General features: G+C 35.9%; 17 protein-coding genes and 1 riboswitch. Of the genes, 7 read left to right on the top strand and 10 right to left on the bottom strand.

Features of this window, described 5'->3' with window-relative positions; translation table 11 throughout:
- Window positions 1–73: 73 nt before the first annotated feature.
- Window positions 74–2,377 carry a 5-methyltetrahydropteroyltriglutamate--homocysteine S-methyltransferase gene (metE, locus tag BLS98_RS11490; RefSeq protein WP_089736828.1) on the bottom strand — a complete coding sequence of 768 codons (2,304 nt, stop codon included), beginning with the start codon at window positions 2,375–2,377 and terminating at the stop codon, window positions 74–76.
- A 174-nt stretch (window positions 2,378–2,551) separates the two neighbouring features.
- A riboswitch (cobalamin riboswitch) is annotated at window positions 2,552–2,738 on the bottom strand.
- Between the two features lie 189 nt (window positions 2,739–2,927).
- Here metE and BLS98_RS11495 point away from each other — a divergent pair.
- Window positions 2,928–3,389 carry an Lrp/AsnC family transcriptional regulator gene (locus BLS98_RS11495; RefSeq protein ID WP_089736589.1) on the top strand — a complete coding sequence of 154 codons (462 nt, stop codon included), beginning with the start codon at window positions 2,928–2,930 and terminating at the stop codon, window positions 3,387–3,389.
- Between the two features lie 92 nt (window positions 3,390–3,481).
- On the opposite strand, the gene BLS98_RS11500 is transcribed toward BLS98_RS11495, so the two are convergent.
- Together BLS98_RS11500 and BLS98_RS23300 are read right to left on the bottom strand one after the other, a co-directional pair.
- Window positions 3,482–5,866 carry a TonB-dependent receptor gene (locus tag BLS98_RS11500; RefSeq protein WP_089736590.1) on the bottom strand — a complete coding sequence of 795 codons (2,385 nt, stop codon included), beginning with the start codon at window positions 5,864–5,866 and terminating at the stop codon, window positions 3,482–3,484.
- Between the two features lie 215 nt (window positions 5,867–6,081).
- Window positions 6,082–6,366: a bacteriocin-like protein gene (locus tag BLS98_RS23300; protein ID WP_167356210.1), complete on the bottom strand. Its 285-nt coding sequence runs from the start codon at window positions 6,364–6,366 to the stop codon at window positions 6,082–6,084.
- Between the two features lie 435 nt (window positions 6,367–6,801).
- Here BLS98_RS23300 and BLS98_RS11510 point away from each other — a divergent pair, with 435 nt between their 5' ends.
- On the top strand, window positions 6,802–7,593 hold the full coding sequence (locus BLS98_RS11510) for an XRE family transcriptional regulator (RefSeq protein ID WP_089736595.1): 792 nt from the start codon (window positions 6,802–6,804) through the stop codon (window positions 7,591–7,593).
- Between the two features lie 108 nt (window positions 7,594–7,701).
- Here the strand turns inward: BLS98_RS11510 and BLS98_RS11515 are convergent, their stop codons facing one another.
- The 3 genes from BLS98_RS11515 to BLS98_RS11525 all read right to left on the bottom strand — a co-directional run bounded on the left by BLS98_RS11515 (window position 7,702) and on the right by BLS98_RS11525 (window position 10,718).
- Complete coding sequence (locus BLS98_RS11515; RefSeq protein WP_089736597.1) at window positions 7,702–9,096, bottom strand: alkaline phosphatase; 1,395 nt, start codon at window positions 9,094–9,096, stop codon at window positions 7,702–7,704.
- A gap of 77 nt (window positions 9,097–9,173) precedes the next feature.
- Entirely contained in the window at window positions 9,174–10,373 is a 1,200-nt protein-coding gene (locus BLS98_RS11520; RefSeq protein WP_089736599.1) for a GTP-binding protein, read from the bottom strand.
- 6 nt (window positions 10,374–10,379) lie between these two features.
- Window positions 10,380–10,718 (bottom strand): MerC domain-containing protein, encoded by a 339-nt coding sequence (locus tag BLS98_RS11525; RefSeq protein WP_089736601.1) that lies wholly within the window; start codon window positions 10,716–10,718, stop codon window positions 10,380–10,382.
- Window positions 10,719–10,806: 88 nt separating this feature from the next.
- On the opposite strand from BLS98_RS11525, the gene BLS98_RS11530 reads away from it, so the two are divergent.
- Complete coding sequence (locus BLS98_RS11530; RefSeq protein WP_089736603.1) at window positions 10,807–11,199, top strand: Fur family transcriptional regulator; 393 nt, start codon at window positions 10,807–10,809, stop codon at window positions 11,197–11,199.
- 20 nt (window positions 11,200–11,219) lie between these two features.
- Here BLS98_RS11530 and BLS98_RS11535 read toward each other — a convergent pair whose 3' ends face one another.
- Window positions 11,220–12,218 carry a helix-turn-helix domain-containing protein gene (locus BLS98_RS11535; protein ID WP_089736607.1) on the bottom strand — a complete coding sequence of 333 codons (999 nt, stop codon included), beginning with the start codon at window positions 12,216–12,218 and terminating at the stop codon, window positions 11,220–11,222.
- A gap of 29 nt (window positions 12,219–12,247) precedes the next feature.
- On the opposite strand from BLS98_RS11535, the gene BLS98_RS11540 reads away from it, so the two are divergent.
- A complete protein-coding gene (locus BLS98_RS11540; RefSeq protein WP_089736609.1) occupies window positions 12,248–13,516 on the top strand; it encodes a M24 family metallopeptidase in 1,269 nt (422 codons plus the stop codon).
- Between the two features lie 49 nt (window positions 13,517–13,565).
- On the opposite strand, the gene BLS98_RS11545 is transcribed toward BLS98_RS11540, so the two are convergent.
- Window positions 13,566–14,048, bottom strand: a complete 483-nt coding sequence (locus BLS98_RS11545) for a hypothetical protein (protein ID WP_089736611.1) — start codon at window positions 14,046–14,048, stop codon at window positions 13,566–13,568.
- Window positions 14,049–14,226: 178 nt separating this feature from the next.
- Here BLS98_RS11545 and BLS98_RS11550 point away from each other — a divergent pair, with 178 nt between their 5' ends.
- Entirely contained in the window at window positions 14,227–15,252 is a 1,026-nt protein-coding gene (locus tag BLS98_RS11550) for a serine hydrolase domain-containing protein (protein ID WP_089736613.1), read from the top strand.
- A gap of 124 nt (window positions 15,253–15,376) precedes the next feature.
- Window positions 15,377–16,465 carry an alpha/beta hydrolase gene (locus BLS98_RS11555; RefSeq protein WP_089736615.1) on the top strand — a complete coding sequence of 363 codons (1,089 nt, stop codon included), beginning with the start codon at window positions 15,377–15,379 and terminating at the stop codon, window positions 16,463–16,465.
- An 8-nt stretch (window positions 16,466–16,473) separates the two neighbouring features.
- Here BLS98_RS11555 and BLS98_RS11560 read toward each other — a convergent pair whose 3' ends face one another.
- Window positions 16,474–17,013 (bottom strand): GNAT family N-acetyltransferase, encoded by a 540-nt coding sequence (locus tag BLS98_RS11560; RefSeq protein WP_228425165.1) that lies wholly within the window; start codon window positions 17,011–17,013, stop codon window positions 16,474–16,476.
- Between the two features lie 54 nt (window positions 17,014–17,067).
- Between BLS98_RS11560 and BLS98_RS11565 the strand changes: the two genes are divergently transcribed.
- Window positions 17,068–17,634 (top strand): hypothetical protein, encoded by a 567-nt coding sequence (locus BLS98_RS11565; RefSeq protein ID WP_139166106.1) that lies wholly within the window; start codon window positions 17,068–17,070, stop codon window positions 17,632–17,634.
- 1,946 nt (window positions 17,635–19,580) lie between these two features.
- Here BLS98_RS11565 and BLS98_RS11570 read toward each other — a convergent pair.
- A complete protein-coding gene (locus tag BLS98_RS11570; RefSeq protein WP_089736619.1) occupies window positions 19,581–21,101 on the bottom strand; it encodes a TSUP family transporter in 1,521 nt (506 codons plus the stop codon).
- Between the last annotated feature and the right edge of the window lie 2 nt (window positions 21,102–21,103).

A 21,103-nucleotide genomic window follows, 5' to 3' on the forward strand; every position in this document is an offset into this window, starting at 1 on the left:
TTCACTCTCTAAATAATGAAAAAACAAAAGCATCCAATCGGATGCTTTTGAATTTTTATGGACTTGAAAATAGTTAAGATGCAAATTCTACAGAAGCTTCTTTAGCAGCGGCCACCATCGCAATTAAAGCCTTTTCAGTTTCTTCCCAATGTCTGGTTTTTAAACCGCAATCAGGATTTACCCAAAGTTGCTTCGCAGGAATTACCTGTTGAGCTTTAATGAGTAATTCTGTCATTTCTTCCTTAGATGGAACTCTTGGCGAGTGAATGTCATATACTCCCGGACCAATTTCATTAGGATATTTGAAGTCTGCAAAAGCGTGTAAAAGCTCCATTTGCGATCTCGAACATTCTATTGTAATCACATCAGCATCCATATCTGCAATATTCTTAATGATGTCATTAAATTCAGAATAACACATATGGGTATGGATTTGGGTAGTGTCTTCTACTCCACTGGCAGATATTTTAAACGCTTCTACAGCCCATTTCAGGTAATTCTGCCAGTCCGTTTTTCGCAATGGAAGTCCTTCACGGATAGCCGGTTCATCAATCTGAATAATTCTGATTCCAGCCTTCTCCAGATCCTGAACTTCATCACGAATGGCCAAAGCAATCTGTTTACAGGTTTCAGAACGAGGTTGGTCGTCACGTACAAATGACCATTGTAAAATAGTAACAGGACCTGTTAACATTCCTTTTACCCATTGATTGGTTTGAGATTGGGCATATTGAGACCAGTAAACCGTCATAGGTTCCGGACGGAAAACGTCTCCGAAAATGATCGGTGGCTTTACACAGCGGCTTCCGTAGCTTTGTACCCAGCCATTTTTAGTGAAAATAAACCCTTTCAGTTGCTCTCCGAAATATTCCACCATATCATTACGCTCATACTCTCCATGAACAAGTACATCAATTCCAATGTCTTCCTGCCAACGGATGGTTCTCTGGGTTTCCCCCTTTAATAAAGCATCATATTGTTCTGCCGTTAATTCTCCTTTTTTGAATTTTGCTCTCCAGCTTCTTACTTCGGCTGTCTGCGGGAACGAACCAATCGTAGTTGTTGGAAATAATGGAAGCTGTAATGCCTTTTGCTGCTCTTCCTTTCTGATATCGAAAGGATTTTTTCTCTGTGAGTCTTGTTCCGTAACGGATGCTGCTCTTAGCTTTACTTCTTCATTATGGATGAGTGGAGATGTTTTTCTGTCTGAAACCGCCTTTTTATTATCTTCAAAATCCTGTAGAATATGATGGTCGGTTGTTCCTGAAGCTAATTCTTTAAGGGTAACCACTTCTTTTACCTTTTGTTTGGCGAAGGCCAGCCAGTTTTTTATTTCAGGATTAAGGTTTGTTTCAAAATCTAAATCACATGGTGAATGCAACAGAGAGCTGGACGGAGCGATAAAAATCCTTTCAGATCCTAGTTTTTCAGCAGCTTTTGTAATAAAAGACAACGATTTTTCATAATCATTTTTCCAGATGTTTCTTCCATCTACCACTCCCAGAGATAAACTCAGGCTTTCAGGGATAGCATGAAGAACGTCTTCCAACTGTTCCGGGTTTCTTACCAGGTCAATATGCAATACATTCACCGGAAGTGAAACAGCAAGTGGTAAATTATTCTTTAATCCTTCAAAATAAGTGGCTACAATGAATTTAAGTTTTGGAAACAGTCTTCTTAGCTCGGCATATACAAAAGTATAGGCTTCTTTTGCCTTTTCAGTAATATCTAATGCAAGGAATGGTTCATCAAACTGAATCCATTCTGCCCCTTGAGTCTGAAGTTTGGATAGTATCTCAATATAAACAGAGAGTAGATTGTGAGCAAGATCCAGTTTATCAAATCCCTCTTCTTTTTCTTTTCCTAACAGGACATATGAAACCAAACCGATAATCACAGGCTTTGCATTGATTCCTGCCTGTTTTGCTCCTGCAAATTCATTGAATATTTTATCTGAACTAAGCTTAAACCTTTGGTTTTTATAAAATTCAGGAACAATATAATGGTAATTGGTATCGAACCATTTGGTCATTTCCATGGCTGTAATATCCAATCCGTCTTTCTGGTAACCTCTTGCCATAGCAAAATAAAAATCCAGTTCAGAATTGTTTTTTTTAAGGGCTACTTCATGATAACGAGTTGGAATAGCACCTACTACCAGGCTCATATCCAGCACCTGATCGTAATAAGAAAAATCATTACACGGAATAAGATCTATCCCAGCTTCTTTCTGAAGGTTCCAGTTCTGGCTGCAGATATTTCTTCCTGCTGTAAGAAGTTCTTCCAAAACAATTTTACCTGACCAATACTGTTCGCAGGCTTTCTTAAGTTCTCTTTTGCTACCAATACGCGGATAGCCCAGAATGTGAGTTTGCATTTTTACAAATTTTAGATTACACTTTATTTTAAAGCTCTTTAAAATGCTTCGGAATGCTTTGTAGGGTAAGAAAATCTCTGAAGTCAATGATACAGGCAAATAATACAATTCTCCAAAAGGAAAATGCATTGCCAATATCATCTGTATGACTCAAAAGCTTCAGACCGCGAAAGCATTGTCAATTCAGTAAAGGCAGGTCTCCTGACTTGTAACAGTTTCCGTCATCCTTCCCGCTTTTTAGCAGTGGATATCCAAGGACAGAAACCTTTGGTGTGTTACTTACAGTTGCGCGACAGCTCGTGATTCTCACACGATTCCCTATTAATCTACGTTAAGTAAAACCTTTCCTGTTTGATGAAGATGGTAAAGAACTGATCTATTATCAATATTAAGTTTAATAATAGATTTTAATTTTGTGTAAATTTACTTAAACAGAATATATGATCAATTAAAAGTATTTTATTCAGTTAATTTAGCTTTAATAATGTATTTATAAAGAATATAATTCTGTAAATTTGAATGATTTTAAACCATAAAAGAATAATATTCTGTGGAACAACTTGATGATAAGGATATAAAACTGCTGAAATTGCTTCAGAACAATGCAAAATTAACGGTTAAAGAACTGGCCAAGGAAATTAACTTGTCTCCTTCTCCTGTTTTTGAAAGAGTAAAAAGGCTGGAACAGGAAGGTTTTGTGAAAAGATATGCAGCTATTTTGGATGCTGAAAAGCTTAACCGTGGATTTACGGTATTTTGTCAGATCAAATTAAAGATCCATGATCGGTCTGTAGGATATGATTTTGTAAAAGAAATCCTGGAAATTGAGGAAGTGGCAGAATGCTATAATATTTCCGGAGATTTTGATTTTCTGCTGAAAGTTCAGGTCCGGGATATGAAACATTACCAGGACTTTGTATTTAATAAGCTTGGATCTGTAGACTCTATAGGAAGCACCCACAGTACCTTTGTGATGGCTGAAGTAAAGAATAATCAAGGAATAACTTTGTAAAAAAGTTAGTTTCAAAAGATTGGGATAAAGTTCCTCCATTCAATGACTGTAGAACGTCTATCTTACGAAGAAGCTTTATCCCAAAATGTAAATTATATTGTTATTTTGACACCAGCTGAGATATTAATCCCCGGCAACGGGCTTAGAAACTTTAATTGTGAGTTTTGAAGTCTTGCTTCAGAATTAAGCAGATTATTCCCCATGATATAATACTCCAAATTACCTATTCCTAGGCTATTATCCTTATAAGAAACACGGACATTAAGCAACGAAAATGCAGGCATTGGAAGCTCAGGGTTAATATTCTTTCCTAAATATTTCTGTTTTAAATAATGGTCCAAAGCAATATTGATGCTGAAGTTCTGTATATTTCCTTCCAGATTGAAACCAAAACGGCTGGTAGGCATATTAGGCATATAATCACCATCGCTCCATTTTCTTATTGAGCTGTCTGCAACACTGATGTTTCTTACCAGGTCATAATAACCCCCTATTTCCCATTTTCCTATTTTGTTAAGATTAAATTTATAAGCAGCTTCTGCTTCTATTCCATTGATTTCAGTATCGTCAGAACGCCATTCTTTGACAAGGAAAACTTCCCGGGAAATTCCGGTATGGGCAAGATAGATATAGTTTTTGTAGAAGGTATGATACCAGTTGGCAGATACACGAATATTCTTCAGATTGATTCCTGCGCCTAATTCTATTGTTCTTGCTGTTTCTTTATCCAATCTGTCATCTCCGTTTTCTTCTGTAAGAATTGCAAAGTGATTATTTCCTGCGTAAAGCTCATTCACTTCGGGAGCTCTTTCCGAATGGTTATACTGAGCTTTTAGATAGGCTTTTTTAAAGATATTCCATTGGGCGGAAGTGTGCAGCTGATGAAGTATAAAATCCCTGTCGTTAAGTTGTCCTCCAGAAAGTCCACGACTTCTTACATATTTATTATCTGCATCTGCTCTACGCTGAATATGGTCATTTCTATAACCCAAATCAAGCTGAATGCTTTTAAAGTCAAGATGCTGCATCGTGAATATTCCGATTTCACGGCTTATATTATTGGGTAAGTATCTCTGTTTCCCATCCCCGGTCATATTTCTGTACTGAATTTCAAGACCTGTGGTTCCACTCAGGAATTTCCATTTCTGTTGTACAATTTCTAAACGTCCATTGTGTTGATTCACTTCGAATTGATTGGCGCGCTGAAGATCAATAAGTTCCGCATTTTTTGAAAATACACCCATATAATTTAATTTGATACTGGAAATTGGAAAGCCTGTAAATTGATAAGCAGATTCGAACATTGCTTTATGAGATAAGCTCCTGATGTTGATCGGAAGGTAATCTATTTTTGGCTGAGGTTTTCCATGAGAATGCTGAGGCATTTTGGGAAGAGCGTAACCGGGAACTCCAAAATAGGAATACGAATTTTGATAAGCACCTCCTGCATAAAACGATTTTTCTACGTAACTTGTTCCAACATAAAATGAATTGCTTTCTGAATGGCTGTTTGGAATAACTCCATCTTTTGTTTGAACATAGTCTCTTATATTATTTATTTCATCTCTATAGCGGCCTTTCACAGGATCCTGGCCGGAAACATAAAGCTGATTCTTTGGATTAGGATAGTGTTTACCATCTGAAGGATTGTAATAGGTAGGACTGAACGTATAAAGATCTCCTTCAGAAAGCTCATATTCTATCATGTGATCTATAGCAAACTGACTGATATAAGGAAAAAGGCTTTTGTTAAGTACATGTCTTGAATCTACTTCTACCTGGCAAAGAGATTGTAGAATACTGTTGAATCCTACTAATGAAGGATCATAACATCTGCTGTCCTTAGATTTTCCGGGAATTCTTACTATTTCTTGTTTTTGATTGGCTGCTCCTACTGTCCACACCCAGTTTTTTGCGATAATGCCTTTTGCTGAAAATGCCTGCTTTTGTCCACTATTGCTTCCGCCCTCAAGCAATCCGCGGAAATTTATTTTTTGATCAGGCAATTGGCGGGCAACATAATCTGTTTCCACATCAATAGCTCCTCCAATGGCTTTTCCTCCGTAAAGAACTGAGGCTGAGTTTTTATAAATAGTGATATTTTGAACGCTATTCATCTCTATATCCGTATTAAAATCCGGACTGATCCCAGAAAGATCATTGACTGAAACTCCGTTTTCCAGTATTTTTACACGGTTTCCACTAAGACTTCGAATAACAGGTGCACCTGAGTTTGGACCATATCCGGAGTTCTGAATACCTGGAATTTTTCTCAAAGTTTCACCCAGGGTATTGGACTGGATAATATCCAGCTTCTTTCTTGAAATATTTACGCTGTTATAATCTGATTTTCCCTGTATTTGTATAGATTCTATGTCTTTGACATTCTTCTTTTCAGGATTAAGTTTCTGTGATTTCAGTTGTGATGGATAATAAATAAGAGTGCCTCCCATCAGAAAATAAAGGGTCTTTTTCATGTGCATGTTATTTTAATTATCCGACAAATCTAGATAATTAAATTAATTAATGCAACATTGTTGCTTTAATGAGTTTTTATAAAATATTCTCAGTAAAGCTAAATGACTAGAGGATAGTTGAATATATGTTTATAATTATTAATTTTTATTTTTTAAAATAAAAAGCCGCTCTGAAAAGAGCGGCATACTTTTTTAGTTTTTAATGGAGCTGCTGATTAGCAAGTAGAACCACACTCTAATAATTTGATGTGGATTACACCATTAACTACACACTGTGTTTGGCATAAAGCGTTTCCAACAACGGTACCTACACCGCCGATAACACCACCTACTGTAGAACCTACACCGCCGATAACACCACCAACGATAGTACCTACTCCTCCGATAACGCCACCAACAACGCCACCTAGACCACCTAATAAACCTCCGATTGGATCAAGTAATCCTTCTCCTGAAATAGATTTTAGCTCGTTTCTGTCTAGTTTTTTGAAATTTTTCATGATTAAAATTTTATATGATTAATACATCACAAATATATGATAATTAATAATAAACTTATATTTTTTTGAATAAAATAATTAAACAATTTTATTATTTAATATTTCGTTAATATAAATGGATAATTATGGAAATATCATTTTTGTTTGTATCTGATTGATTTACTATTTTTTAAAAAACATATTTCAAATTTTAAATATTAGAGTTAATATTTCAATGTAAATGAACTTTTTTATGGTTAATATTTAAAAAATGTTAAAATGGTGTTTTGAAGGGTAAAAATGAATGAAAAAACAGGAAAAAACAGATGTGTTTTGAACCCATTTTGTTGGCTTTAGTTAACAAATGATAAAATTCTCCAAATTTTATGGTAAAAGCCTTTCCTATAGTTGATAGAAGGAAGCAAAATTCGTATTTTTGTGGACATACTTCTATCAATGTCAATTTTTTCAAATAATATACGCTCTCTGAGAGCCAAGAGAAAGCTTTCTCAACAAAATGTAGCTGATGATCTTACGATTTCCCGAGTGAGATATTCTAAATACGAAAATGGAATTTCAGAACCTCCTATTGAGCTTCTTATCAGGATTTCCAAGTATTTTCATGTCAGTATCGATCTGCTATTATCTGTTGATCTTCAGAAATATTCAACAGAAGATATGATGAAACTTCCGGATAACAGAATTGTTCTTCCTGTAGCTGTAGATGATCTTGGAAATGATACCATAGAAATCATTCCACAGAAAGCTTCCATGGGATATCTGGAGGGATATAGCGATGTGGGGTATATTGAAAGCCTTCAACGTATTGCTCTACCCTTTTTAAATAATGGAAAATATAGAGCATTTCCGGCAGATGGTGATTCGATGCCGCCTTTTAGAAATGGTTCATATATTGTAGGAAAATATGTAGAAGGAATTGATGAGTTAAAACCTGGAAAGACCTATGTTTTCATTACCCAGAATGATGGGATTACCTACAAGCGTTTTAAAGAAAATAAAGGAAATGCTATTTGTGTTAGCGCAGATAACTCTTTCTATGAGCCATACGATATTCCGTTTGAAGATATTGTAGAAATATGGCAATATGCCTCAGGAATTTTCCCGGAAGATTTTGAACCAGGAGATTATGAAAGTTATAATTTCAAAGAAATGTTCAGAGAATTGAGACAGGACATCAAAGAATTAGATAAAAAGGTTTCTACACGTCGTAGAAAGTCTTCACAATAAACGGATTAACAATTTTCAGAAAAAGCAAACAGGCTCTTCAAATCATTTTGGAGAGCCTGTTTTAAAACCAGCTAAAAATATAAAGTATGATATGAAAATACTTTCAGTTTATAGAGGACATGCTTCCAACATTAGGTAATGCAGGTCCATATTTTTGATATAAGGCTTTAAAAGCTGACTTCCCGGTCCGTATGCTGTTGCTTCTACATAATCTCCCGAATGGTCCATACTGATCCAGCCTACCGAATTCCGACTTTTCTGAATTTCAGAATAAAGTTTGAACGGTAATTTCTTATAATTGTAAAGTCCTTCTTCTTTTTCAAGTCCATTGTAAAAACTTTGTAAGTGCTTGGCTTCATCATCGTTCAGAATAAGTTTGTGGCCTTCATATATCCAATCTTTAATATCCTTGGCAGAATGATCTTTATGAATTTTATTCAGGATATATTCATTGGTATAGTGATAGTTTGAAATACTATTAAAGTTTTTGGTGGCATCCGTCCCATAAATGATTCCGGGATTGGCATTCCCATGATCTGTTGTGATGATTACTAAAGTATTTCCATCTTTTTCAGCAAAATCTATTGCTGTTTTCACAGCTTCATCAAATGCCAGCTGATCGTGAATCAATGCCGCTATATCATTGGCATGAGCTGCCCAGTCTACTTTTCCGCCTTCTATCTGAAGAACAAAACCTTCCGGATGATCCTTCATCTGATCAATAGCCGCATCTGCCATCTCTGCTAAAGTAGGTGTGTTTTGAAGTTCTTTAAGATGAGTCCTGTCAATGCTGTATGGTAAAGCTCCGGTATTGAAGATTCCTAAAATCTTGTTTCCTTTTTGAATGGTTTTGAGATCTATACCATTCTTCATAATTTGATAGTTCTTTTTTTTGTAAACAGAATAAAGGTCTTTTTTATCTTCTCTTTTTAAAGGATTAAAAAATTCATCTCCGCCACCCATCAGAATATCTATTCCCAGTTCTGCATACATTTCAGCAATTTGAGGTTCTGCATTTCTTTTGGTGGAATTAACACAAAAACCTGCAGGTGTAGCATGAGTAATGGTAACACTGGTAACACAACCCACTTTTTTTCCTGCTTTTTTATATTTCTGCCATATTGGAATATGGTTTTCTCCATTAGCACCGATATTTAATACCCCATTTTGCACTCTTATTCCGCCTCCGAAAGCTGAACTGGCAGCTGCGGAATCTGTTACGATTGAGCTTGCAGAAGCTGTATCCATTAATGCACGTGAAACTGTCTTCTCATGATATAAGTTGAGCCAACGGCTTTCCTTTCCCAATATGTTTCTGGAATAAAGATCTGCCATTGAAAGGGTTCCAAGGCTCATTCCATCGCTCACCATGAATATGATGTTTTTTGCTTTTCCGGCTCCCGGAGATGTAACCCTTTTTGTAGAACTCCAGAGTTCAGTGGGTGATAGTGATAATAATCCTGAAAGCAGTACTGAACCTTTTAGAAATTTTCTTCTATCCATATATTGTATAAATAATGCACTAATTTATTTCATATTTTCACTTAACGATACTTAGTTGCGTTAACAAAAGGTTAATTTTAAATATGTTGAGGGAAAGGGTCTTTAAATTCTGCTTTTCGATCAAATAATTCTTTTTCATGATCGCTGATAAGACAGGCAGTAAGATCTTGTAAGATTTGTTCTTTGTCCAGATCTTGTCCAATGAAAACCAGTTCATTGATTCTGTCACCCCAATTTTTATCCCATCTGCTTTCAATGAATTCCTGATTTTCTATAAAAGAAGCATATTGCGCTCTATGGCTCATAGGCATACTACTCCACCAAACTCCTGCTTTCTCCAGACGAAATGAACCTCCTGCCTGAGAAAAGTTCAAAGCATCATCAGGCCTGGAAGCCAGCCAGAAAAGCCCTTTGGCTCTTAATATACCTTCAGGATAATGATTAAGGTATTCCCAAAGCCTGTTGGGATGAAATGGTCTTTGATCTCTGAATACTAAAGAGCCTATTCCATATTCTTCTGTCTCAGGAGTATGATGATCAGTCTGCAGTTCTTTTTGCCAGCCTGCAGAAGCCTGTGCTCTATCAAAATCAAATAACTTTGTATTTAGAATATTTTGTGGATCAATTTGACCAAATTCTGATTCCAGAATGGTAGCCTCCGGATTTAATTTTTTTAGTGCAGATTTCAAAAATCCGAGCGTTTCCGGATCAATTAAATCTGTTTTGTTCAAAATAATAACATTGGCAAATTCAATCTGGTCGGTAAGAAGGTTAACAATGGTACGATAATCTTCCTCAATATCAGTGAGCCTACGGTCCATCAATCGTTCATTAGAAGAAAAATCTTTCATGAAGTTAAAACCGTCCACAATAGTTACCATAGTATCTACATAGCTGAAGCGGGAAAGATCTATTCCACTTTCTTCATCAATATAAGTAAAGGTTTGTGCTACGGGAATGGGTTCGCTGATTCCTGTACTTTCGATTAAAAGATAGTCGAAGCGATTTTCAGAAGCTAAACGTTCTACTTCAACCATAAGATCTTCTCTTAATGTACAGCATATACATCCATTGCTCATCTCAACCAGCTTTTCTTCTGTTCTTGAAAGGGTATTTTGGTTTTCAACAAGCCTTGCATCAATATTAACTTCACTCATATCATTGACAATTACAGCCACTTTTAAGCCTTGTTTATTGTGCAGAATATGGTTTAATAGAGTTGTTTTTCCGGCTCCTAAAAAACCACTCAGCACTGTTACCGGGAGTTTCTTTGTCATTTTTTCTTAATGTTTGTGATTCTTGAAATTGATAAGATGTGCTGTGATCAATCCTGCTGCTCCTACATAAATCAAAGGAAGATGCACTTCGAATATAAAATCTGCTGCTACAGAAACAGCAATAAGACCAATTGATATCCAAAATAAGAACTTAAGCCTGCGGTTGGTGATTTTTTTCGTTAATCTGTAAACGACAAGGGTTCCTATGGCAAGAAAACCAAGGTCAACATAGGGATTATGGGATATTCCGATGGGAATAATAAGCAATAAAGGAAAGACAATACAATGAATAAGGCATAAAACTGCCGCTGAGATTCCTACTGCATCAAGAATTTTAGACTTCATAAAGATCAGGATTTAAATTTGTTATTGTAACTTTGTTGCAAATGTAAATATAAAATCCTAAATAACGCAACTTTGTTGCATTAAAATAATGAAACAAGTCAGAAATACCCACGCCAAAACCGAAATTTTAAACCTTATCAACAGCTCCGAGGTTGCTTTAAGCCATTCTGATATTCAGAAGCAACTAGGCGAACTATGTAATAGAGTAACCATTTACAGAGTTTTAGAAAGGCTTGAAAATGAGGGCGCTGTCCATAGAATCATCAATGTGGATGGTGTGGTCAACTTTGCAAAATGCAGTGGTAAATGCAGCCATGAACAGCATTTTCACAATCATGTTCATTTTAATTGTAAAAAATGTCATTCTGTAACGTGTATTGAGAATGCGATACCGGAAATTAGCTTGCCAGATCATTTTATTGCAGAGGAATACAATTTTATCATCAGCGGTGTGTGCCCGAAATGTACGATTGAGGCATAAATAACTTTCGGATACATCCTTTAATTTCCTCTGTATGCAGAAGGCGTCATACCGGTGTATCTTTTGAAAAACCGACAAAACAGGGATGATTCGGTAAAATTTAGAATATCAGTAATTTCCATTACTGAAAGATTGGTTGTTTTCAATAAAGATTTGGCCTGTGCTATAACCGCTTCATTGATCCAAACCAGGATAGACTTTCTTGTCTGTTTACGTATTATGGTAGTGAGGTATTTACTGGTTAGATGCATTTTCTGAGCATAAAAGGAAACACTTCTTTCTTTTTTATGATGATGGTATAATAAATCAAAAAAAACAGCTGTTAATTCTTTAGCTCTTGTATGTTTTTGTTCCTGTTCCTGTTCACCATTAGTATTATATACATCTTTTATTTCCGCTAAAAGGGCTAACAACAGGAATTGAAGTATGTCTGCCTTACTCCTGCTTTCTTCTCTATAATAATGCATAGAAATACTTGTATGGTGTTGTCTAAAGACCTCAAAACCTTCATCATTTAACCTGATACAAGGTATTTGCCCTATTTCGTGAAAAAACATGTAATGATTGGAAAGAGAATCTCTGGAAATAAAATCAGGATCGAAAAAAATAGTGTCTATATGCAGATCATCCGATACCTCTATCGGTTCCATCATAGAGCCGGGAAGTACAACCATGAGAGTATAGGGTTCCAGTAGCCTTTTCTGAAAATTAATTTTCAGTTCTGCTTTTCCTTTTATACAGATTGCGCAGATAAAACCATTGACCGTATGCGGATAATTTGTTAATCCTTTTCGTACAGAATCTTCAGTTCTGTTTACCACAATTCCTTCTACATTCTGCAACCCAATTTTCTCAGACACATAAGTTATACTGTAATTTTCAACATCTTTCACGCTTTCCATACCATCAATTAAATTCCAGGTAAAGAAGATATTTATTTTCCAATAAAACAAACGTATTGCACATTTATTCTTCTTCTGGGATAATATCCTTCGATCATTGATCTGCTTACTTTGCATCAGCTTTAATAATTAATAAAGATTGAGTTATGAAAACAAAAATGGAAATACCATTGCCTTTATCATTGAAAGAGCGTGATCGTCGTTGGGAGATTGCACGCACCATCATGAGAAAAAATGAACTGGACACCCTGATCATTTACGGAGACAGAGAATCTGCAGCACCCGCCCCGTTTTGTATTGATCATTATTTTACCAATGACAGACTTGGGTCTGTTGTGATATTTTACAAAGAAGAAAAGCCAATTGTTATAACTTTTGCTTCTATGATGGTGGCAGATCATATGCAGGCTTCTCTTCGTGGAGATCAGCAATGGATTGAGCCTGAACAAATCTATGTTGGTAAAACTGGGTCCAATATTGGAAATATCCTTAAAGAAAAGGGCCTTTCAAATACACCTAAGATTGGAATCATTGGTTTGGAGGCTTATCCACCTTTCTATTTTGACGGAGCACTTCCCCATCGTACATGGAAAGGGATCATGGAAGCCTTTCCAAATGCTGAAATAAAATCTGTTTATATGGATTTTTTCAAAATGACTGCTCCAAAAAGTGATGAAGAACTGGCTTTAATTAAGCATGCTGCGCATATTGGGGAAGTTATGAGTGAAGCGATGCGTATGACTGTTAAGCCCGGAGTGAGTGAAGCTGAAGTAGCAGCAGCTATTACCTCGGCCTGTATTTCAATGGGAGGGTTTACGGCTGAAATATTAATGGGATCAGGACCTGAATATATTGGGTGGGGGCCGCCTGCCTGGCAATATCGGTCACAGCCTCCCCGAATTATTAAAGAAGGAGACATTGTTTTATCTGAGATCTTTGCATTGTATGGGATGTATGAAACTCAGCATCAGGCGGCAGTAGCGGTTGGAAATATACATCCAAATATTGAACGTGCAGCTCATGTCGCCCGCGAGTGTTATGAAGCAGGAGTGGATGTGTTGAAATCGGGAAAAACTTTTGGAGAAGTTGTTGATATCATGGAAAAACCACTTTTAGAAGCTGGCGGATGGCATGTACATCCTTTAATACACAGTATAAACCCTTATGGTCCTATTGGATTTGGAACAGCTCCGGGGATAGAAATATTACCACAAACTGCCCGATACGGAAATGTGGGTAGGTTACCCAATCCTGGAAGAGATTTAGTATTGCAGGAAGGAATGTGCTTTGCCTTTGAACCCAATTGTGCTTTTGGAAATCATCTTGCCAATATTGGAGGAACTGTAATTGTTGGTAGAGATAGAGGAATTGAACTCAATACAAATTCAACCCATCTGATGAGGGCAGAATATTAATAGAGGGAAAAGGTTAAAAAAATAATCCTTCCAACCGGAAGGATTATTTCTATAAAGGAGAAATATACACTTCTATTTTAGTTCCGTCATAGTTGAAAGTACCATCGGAATTAATTTTTCCAAGAACCCATTTCATATCTACCGGTACAGACCATGCAGAACCTAATGAAAACCCGTTTACGGATCTGATCTCATTACCATTTCCTGTTGTAATAGCTGAATGAAACCATGTTTTATCAATAGGTCTGTAGAAACCAATGGCTTTTCCTTTAGCAATGGGAGAATATCCATCCCATTTTTTCCCTCCAGGATAGTTGAAAGTTTCTAACCATTTTTGGCCTGCTGAACCTGCCAATTGATCTGGGCTAATGTGGGCTCCTCTCATGTACAGGGCATAAGCAACCACATCATGACATACTCCGTTACTGTACTTTGAAATATTTTCTGCTCCTGAAAGAACGGCATGAGCTACAGGTGCCCTTTCAGATAAAGATAGCTGAGCCTTCCTGGCTCCTTCTGGTGTTACTGACATATTAATACTGTTTGTTTGGTTAGCGTAAAGATAGTCATTTTAAAATTAATTGAAAATGAATGGGTTATAAGAAAAAATAGAAAATGAAGTTTGATGATTTTCAATATTTCAACCTGGCTTCAACTTTTGTAACTTTTTATGTATATGTCTGACGTATTGTATATTAAAATTCAATACCATGTTCAGAACACTATTGATGTATAGTTTTATCACTGCAATGTTCTTCTCCTGCAAAGAAAAGTCAGAAAAAGAGATTGTTCTCGACTATTACAAAGAAGGAAAATTTAATGGTACAGTTCTTATTGTTAAAGAAGGAAAAATAGTATGTGATACAGCACTGGGTTATAAACGTTTTGAAGATAAAAGTACTGTAACGAAAAATACACCATTTTGTGTGGCTTCCATTACTAAACCTTTTACAGCTGTTGGAATTATGCTATTGCAGCAGGGAAATTTATTGTCTTATGATGATAAGGCTAGTCAGTACATTAAAGATCTTCCAGGCTATGCACAGAATGTAAGTATACGGCAATTATTGAATCATACTTCCGGCTTGGCGGATTATGAAAATATTTTGAGGGTAGATAAAGATAAAATTATCAACCAGGAAGTCTTGGACTTTCTTAAAAAACAACCGGGGCTACGATTTCCATCAGGAAGCCAATTTGAATACAGTAACAGCGGTTATATTGTACTCGGTGAAATTATTGCAGCCATATCAGGACAATCCTATGGTAAATTTATTCAGGGTAAAATATTGAATCCTTTGAAGATGAATCATTCATTTATCTATGATGCTGAAACGATTCCTAATACTGAAATAGCAAAAGCTTATGATATGAATAAAAAGCCTGACGATTATTCACTCCTCACAACTGGAGATGGGAGCCTCTATTCTACTCCATGGGATCTGTATAAATTTGATACAGCTTTAAGAAAACATCAGCTTTTGAATCATGAAAATTCTAAACTTATGTATGAATTACCTATCCTAAAAGATGGGAAACCCAGCGAATATGGTTTTGGCTGGTTTGTTTCCGGCCATCATACAATGCATACGGGAGGAGTGAATGGTTTCAGGGGCGTGATCTGGAGAGATTTAAACTCTAATACTTGTATTATTGCACTTACCAATCAGGGTGATGCTTTTCCTGTTTATAAATTCCTGGATGCTGAGAAAAAAGCATTACAAAGGGATAAATAGCAAAATCTGTTTCCGAAATAAGATTGTTCTATCAATTTCATTTCCCTTCGTGTAAAAAATCTTTCTGAATATTCAAATGATCTTTCTAACTTAGTTCTTATAATCAATTATTTAAATACCAATCATGAGGTATCCAATTATATCAGTTATTACTTTATTATTTTCATTCATCGTATTCGGACAGAGTAAGAAGCCCAATAATGAATATAGTGAAGCCCGGGAAATCATCAAGGATCTAGACTCCATCGTAGCTCCAAATGGAATTCAGGAAAGGTATAAAGCCACCATCGGAGGTGTGAAACAATGGGTATATGTTCGTGGGCAGAATAAAGAAAACCCTGTGATTTTATTTGTACATGGTGGTCCGGCCTCTCCTATTGCTCCGGTGATGTGGATGTTTCAAAGGCCCATCGAAGAATATTTTACAGTGGTGAACTACGATCAAAGAGCATCCGGTAAAACATATAATGCCAATGATACATTAAGCCTGAAGAATACGATTAATATTAATCAATATGTGGATGATGCTATACAACTTGCTGAATTGATTAAAGAAAAGTATAAAAAGAAAAAAGTTCTTCTCATAGGACACAGCTGGGGAACCATTATCTCCATGAAAGCGGCACTGAAAAGACCGGATCTGTTCTATGCTTATGTTGGAATCGGACAGATTATCAATACCAGAGATAATGAACGGTTAAGTGTTGATTTCGCTGTAAAAGAAGCTACCCGACTGAAAAATGATACTGCTTTAAAGGAATTAGCTTCAATAGCACCTTATCCGGGAAATACTCCGATTACCCGGCAGAGAATCATTATTGCACGGAAATGGCCTCAGTATTATGGTGGCCTGACTGCCTATAGAAATAATTCCAGATATTTCTTTCAGGCTCCGCTTTTATCACCGGAATATTCCTATGATGATGCAGAAGCTATTGGGAAAGGAAGTTTATTTACTCTCTCAAAAGTGCTTACGGAGTTTCTTGATACAGATTTTAAAAGTGTTAAAACATTTCCTATTCCGGTTTTCATGTTTATGGGAAGACATGATTATACTACTCCATCAGAACCTACCGCTCAGTGGCTTAAGAATGTAAAAGCTCCTTTTAAAAAGGGAATTTGGTTTGAAAATTCAGCCCATCTGATTCCTTTTGAAGAACCGGGAAAAATGCTGGTTACTTTATTGAATGATGTTCAGCCTGTCTGTAAATAACAGAATCTTTATACTTCCAATTGAAAAAGGGCCATTGTGGCATTATGATAATGATCCGGACGGCCTTCTGTATCAGTCATTTTCTTATCTCCCAGATAGGTAAATCCACATTTTACGTAATAATCTGTTAGTCTTTGGTTTCCGGCAGTAGTATCCATTCTTACGTATAATTTGTCGTGTTGAGAAGCAAATTGTTTTGCCCATTCTACGATTTGCTCAACAAATTTCTGTCCGCGGAAATTAGGATTGGTAGCGATTCTATGAATGTATATTGAAGGATCTTCATTTTTTTCTTCCCAAACCTGATGATCTTCAAAGGTAATGCTCCATACACAAGCTACCTGTTCATCTACTGTAATTTTAAAATGCCGGTTTTCGTTGATTTCAGTTTCGATCATATTTCGATCAAATTTCGGCCATTGTACACCAGATACGGTTTTCTTAAAATCGGAAGCCATTTTGTATAAGCCAAGGACCGCCTCCATATCCTGCAAAGAAGTATTCGCTATCATTATTCCTGTTATGGTACGAAGATACGGAAAATGCATGGCACTCTTTCCTTATTGTTATTCAGAATGGGTATAAATACCGTTGGATTCTTTATGTTACGTTGGGAAACGCAAATAAAAATACTATTTTTATCGGCCAAAAAGAAAAGACCAAATATGCCGACTGATGCTTCTCATAAGCTGATTCCGATGACGACCTTCGTGCTTGAATATTATGCCCACGAAGGATATGCCGATCTTCAAACCTTGAGTTTGATGAATAATTATGCTAATTTTTTAAAACAATCCCTTACTTTGGGAATGTTTGTTCCTGTAGACCCTAATGGAAATGTATTAAAGGAACCCAAAAATTATGCTTCCTGGAAATCATTGGAGCATAATGACAACGATGATGAAAGGACAGATATGGCAGGTTTTGAAGAATACGGCGAATATCAGAAAGCAGAACGTAAATGCATGTTTGAAGGCTTCAGAGTAGATTATAACGGATATTCAAAAGTAAGAATCGTTGCTGCCTACGATACCTCTATAGAATTATCTTTCAATAAAAATGACTTGATCCCTACAGGTTTTAATGATGTAGAATCATTGACTGTTTTTGATGATATCTTTTTAACTTCTAATGCGTTACAATTGATTGGAATAAAGAGCAAAAAATAAACAGCCTATTATTTTTACAGTATAAAATACTGTTGATTTTGCTAAACTTCTATTTTTGTCACTTAGTAAGAGTCTCAATATGGTAAACCTAAAGATTTTTTAAAACGCAAAGTTGATGTTTGATTGCGTTAAATTTTAAGTCAGCAAAGGGCTCATCGATTTTCAATCGATTTCATGAAGCGTACTGCTACCATTAGCTTAGTCAGCGGCTTTGCCGTAATCTTTGCCTCCTAGAATCATAAGCTTATAAAATAAAATCTTTGCGTTACATTCAAATTATTATCATGATCTTTTATAAAATGCAAAGTTGATGTTAAATAGTTTTTTACTTAATACTTTTGTCTTGAAACAAAAGTATTCAAAAGTTCAAGACTGGAATCCTCCACTAAAAATTTCAATGTACTCCTAAAATTCCCAAACTCGTATGGATCCCTCGGTTCTGCTTCGATTCAAAATTGTAGCCATGCTCAGACAGTGGGAATTTTTTAACGGATTCCATTTAAATTTTCTTAACGTTCCTGATTCCTAGGTCAATTAAAGGGTTTATTAATTACTATTTTTCATTTAATTAACCCATTCCTAATCATTTTAATGGCTATTATTGGTTTATAGCTTCAATGAAATAGCTACTATGATCTTGTGGAACCTCCACTTTTGTCACTCTGTAGGAGTCTCAATATTATCGTAAACCTAAAGATTTTTAAAACGCAAAGTTTATTTGTGATTGCGTTAAATTTTAAGTGAGCAAAGGGTTTATCGATTTTCAATCGATTTGATGAAGCGTACTGCTACCATTAGCTTAGTCAGCGGCTTTGCCGTAATCTTTGCCTCCTGAAATCATAAACTCAGAAAATAAAACCTTTGCGTTACATTCAAATTATTATCATGATCTTTTATAAAACGCAAAGTTGATGTTAAATAGTTTTTTACTTAATACTTTTGTCTTGAAACAAAAGTATTCAAAAGTTCAAGACTGGAATCCTCCACTAAAAATTTCAATGTACTCCTAAAATTCCCAAACTCGCATGGATCCCTCGGTTCTGCTTCGATTCAAAATTGTAGCCATGCTCAGACAGTGGGAATTTTTTAACGGATTCCATTTAAATTTTCTTAACGTTCCTTATTCCTAGGTCAATTAAAAGGTTTATTAATTACTATTCTTCGTTATAATCAACACATTCTAAATCATTTTAATGGATCTATTATTGGTTCATAGCTTCAATGAAATAGTTACTACGATCTTGTGGAACCTCTATTTTGTCACTCCGTAGGAGTCTCAATATCGTAAACCTAAAGATTTTTAAAACGCAAAGTTGTTGTTTGATGCTGCTAAATTGTAAGTGAGCAAAGGGTTCATCGATTTTTAATCGATTTGATGAAGCGTGCTGTTACCATTAGCTTAGTCAACGGATTTGCCGTAATCTTTGCCTCCTAGAATCATAAGCATAGAAAATAAAATCTTTGCGTTACATTCAAATTATTATCATGATCTTTTATAAAATGCAAAGTTGATGTTAAAAAGTTTTTTACTTAATACTTTTGTCTTGAAACAAAAGTATTCAAAAGTTCAAGACTGGAATCCTCCACTAAAAATTTCAATGTACTCCTAAAATTCCCAAACTCGTATGGATCCCTCGGTTCTGCTTCGATTCAAAATTGTAGCCATGCTCAGACAGTGGGAATTTTTTAACGGATTCCATTTAAATTTTCTTAACGTTCCTGATTCCTAGGTCGATTAAAAGGTTTATTAATGAGTAATCTTCATTTAATCAATTAATTTTCAATTATTTTAAGGGTTGTTGTTAACTCGCTATTCCAATAAAATAGATGCTTTGATCTTGTTCAACTTAGTATTTCTAGAAGTTGATCCAAACAAATATTTGTGAAAAAATAAAGCAAGTACTTTTCTGGCTTTAATAACTTCCCTCTTCCTGCTTCAGGCTTCCTTACTTTAGAAATGTTTTGACAATGGTCACCAGGCTCATCAGAATAACAACTACTCCTACAACCACAAACATCTTCTTTGTAGGAAGTTTAGAAGTAAGCATCGCAGAAAACGGAGCGGTAAAAACGCCACCTAACAGGAGCCCCAAAACAATATTCCAATGGTGAATTCCAATGGTAAAGATAAAAGTGATGGCACTTGTTACTGTCAGTAAAAATTTAGCAACGGTTGAACTTCCCACAACATAGCGGGGAATTCTTCCTTCTTTAATTAATGTTCCGGTTACTAATGGACCCCAGCCACCTCCGGCAAAGGAATCTATAAAACCACCAACGAGTCCCAATATTCTCAGATTGGTTCTTTTTTTGGTTTTAATGCGGTTTTTACTCTTATCCTTAAAGGCATTTCTAAGAATATTTACTCCTAAATACAAAGTATAACAGGCAATGATGGGCTTTACAATATGCGCATAATGTTCTCCATAATGAGACAGAGTTAATGCTCCAATGATAGATCCCACGATAGCTAATGGAAATAACACCCAAACCATTTTTTTATTGACATTTCCCAATTTGTAATGGCTAAATCCTCCGGCAGCGGTTGTAAAAGATTCTGCAGAATGAATACTTGCACTTACAACAGGTGGCGGAACGTTCAGTAATAATAATATGGTAGTACAAATTACACCATATCCCATACCCATAGATCCGGCGACAATTTCAGCCATAAATCCGGCAAATAACATCCAGTAAAAGATGTGGCCATCTTTGCTGAGAAAAGTCTGAATGTCATCAGAAAGATCAAACTGATAAACAACAAGACCCAATATTCCCAAAAGAAGCATAACTCCTATAATGGCAAGGTAAATATTGGCTTTTCTCTGAGCTATTTTAGTAATACTGATGAGCTTTTCTATCTCCAGGTCATTTTTTGCAGGAGCTGCTTTTCCATCAGATAGATATTGGGTAGTAATTTTGTTAAGTTCAGTGACTTTGTGATTAAAATCTCCTTTTAACTGATTGCGGATGTTCTGCATATTATCCAACACTAGATCCATTTCATCCGGAATGGTTTCTGTGAAGGTTTCTCTGAGTCTTTTAGCAATAGTTGGTGATTTTCCATTCGTAGAAATCGCGATCTTAAGGCTTCCTTTTTTAACAATGGAACCTAAATAGAAATCACAAAGATCAGGCTTGTCTGCAATATTGACCAATACATTTTGTTTGTGAGCACCTTCACGGATTTGTGCAGCCAGTTCAATATCATTTACAGCGATAATCGCCACATCGGTATCATTAAAATCATCATCATGATAAGCTCTTTCATATATTGTAAGATTGATGAACTGATGCTGTAAGGCTCTCACTTCAGGAATGATTTCCTTTGCAACCAATCTTATGGAAGTTTCAGGAGAATTACCCAATACTGATTCCAGTTTTTCAAGGGCAATTTTTCCGCCTCCGATGATGAGTAACGATAATGTTTCAAGTTTTAAAAATACGGGATATAAGGAATTGCTCATCT

The sequence above is a fragment of the Chryseobacterium jejuense genome, from assembly GCF_900100075.1.
Lineage (GTDB): Bacteria > Bacteroidota > Bacteroidia > Flavobacteriales > Weeksellaceae > Chryseobacterium > Chryseobacterium jejuense.

What these genes read in the sequence shown, in the direction of transcription:
- metE (WP_089736828.1), bottom strand. Translation starts at nt 2,377, where the DNA reads ATGCAAACTCACATTCTGGGCTATCCGCGTATTGGTAGCAAAAGAGAA.
- BLS98_RS11500 (WP_089736590.1), bottom strand. Translation starts at nt 5,866, where the DNA reads ATGAAAAAGACCCTTTATTTTCTGATGGGAGGCACTCTTATTTATTAT.
- BLS98_RS23300 (WP_167356210.1), bottom strand. Translation starts at nt 6,366, where the DNA reads ATGAAAAATTTCAAAAAACTAGACAGAAACGAGCTAAAATCTATTTCA.
- BLS98_RS11510 (WP_089736595.1), top strand. Translation starts at nt 6,802, where the DNA reads ATGTCAATTTTTTCAAATAATATACGCTCTCTGAGAGCCAAGAGAAAG.
- BLS98_RS11515 (WP_089736597.1), bottom strand. Translation starts at nt 9,096, where the DNA reads ATGGATAGAAGAAAATTTCTAAAAGGTTCAGTACTGCTTTCAGGATTA.
- BLS98_RS11520 (WP_089736599.1), bottom strand. Translation starts at nt 10,373, where the DNA reads ATGACAAAGAAACTCCCGGTAACAGTGCTGAGTGGTTTTTTAGGAGCC.
- BLS98_RS11525 (WP_089736601.1), bottom strand. Translation starts at nt 10,718, where the DNA reads ATGAAGTCTAAAATTCTTGATGCAGTAGGAATCTCAGCGGCAGTTTTA.
- BLS98_RS11530 (WP_089736603.1), top strand. Translation starts at nt 10,807, where the DNA reads ATGAAACAAGTCAGAAATACCCACGCCAAAACCGAAATTTTAAACCTT.
- BLS98_RS11535 (WP_089736607.1), bottom strand. Translation starts at nt 12,218, where the DNA reads ATGCAAAGTAAGCAGATCAATGATCGAAGGATATTATCCCAGAAGAAG.
- BLS98_RS11540 (WP_089736609.1), top strand. Translation starts at nt 12,248, where the DNA reads ATGAAAACAAAAATGGAAATACCATTGCCTTTATCATTGAAAGAGCGT.
- BLS98_RS11545 (WP_089736611.1), bottom strand. Translation starts at nt 14,048, where the DNA reads ATGTCAGTAACACCAGAAGGAGCCAGGAAGGCTCAGCTATCTTTATCT.
- BLS98_RS11550 (WP_089736613.1), top strand. Translation starts at nt 14,227, where the DNA reads ATGTTCAGAACACTATTGATGTATAGTTTTATCACTGCAATGTTCTTC.
- BLS98_RS11555 (WP_089736615.1), top strand. Translation starts at nt 15,377, where the DNA reads ATGAGGTATCCAATTATATCAGTTATTACTTTATTATTTTCATTCATC.
- BLS98_RS11560 (WP_228425165.1), bottom strand. Translation starts at nt 17,013, where the DNA reads ATGCATTTTCCGTATCTTCGTACCATAACAGGAATAATGATAGCGAAT.
- BLS98_RS11565 (WP_139166106.1), top strand. Translation starts at nt 17,068, where the DNA reads ATGTTACGTTGGGAAACGCAAATAAAAATACTATTTTTATCGGCCAAA.
- BLS98_RS11570 (WP_089736619.1), bottom strand. Translation starts at nt 21,101, where the DNA reads ATGAGCAATTCCTTATATCCCGTATTTTTAAAACTTGAAACATTATCG.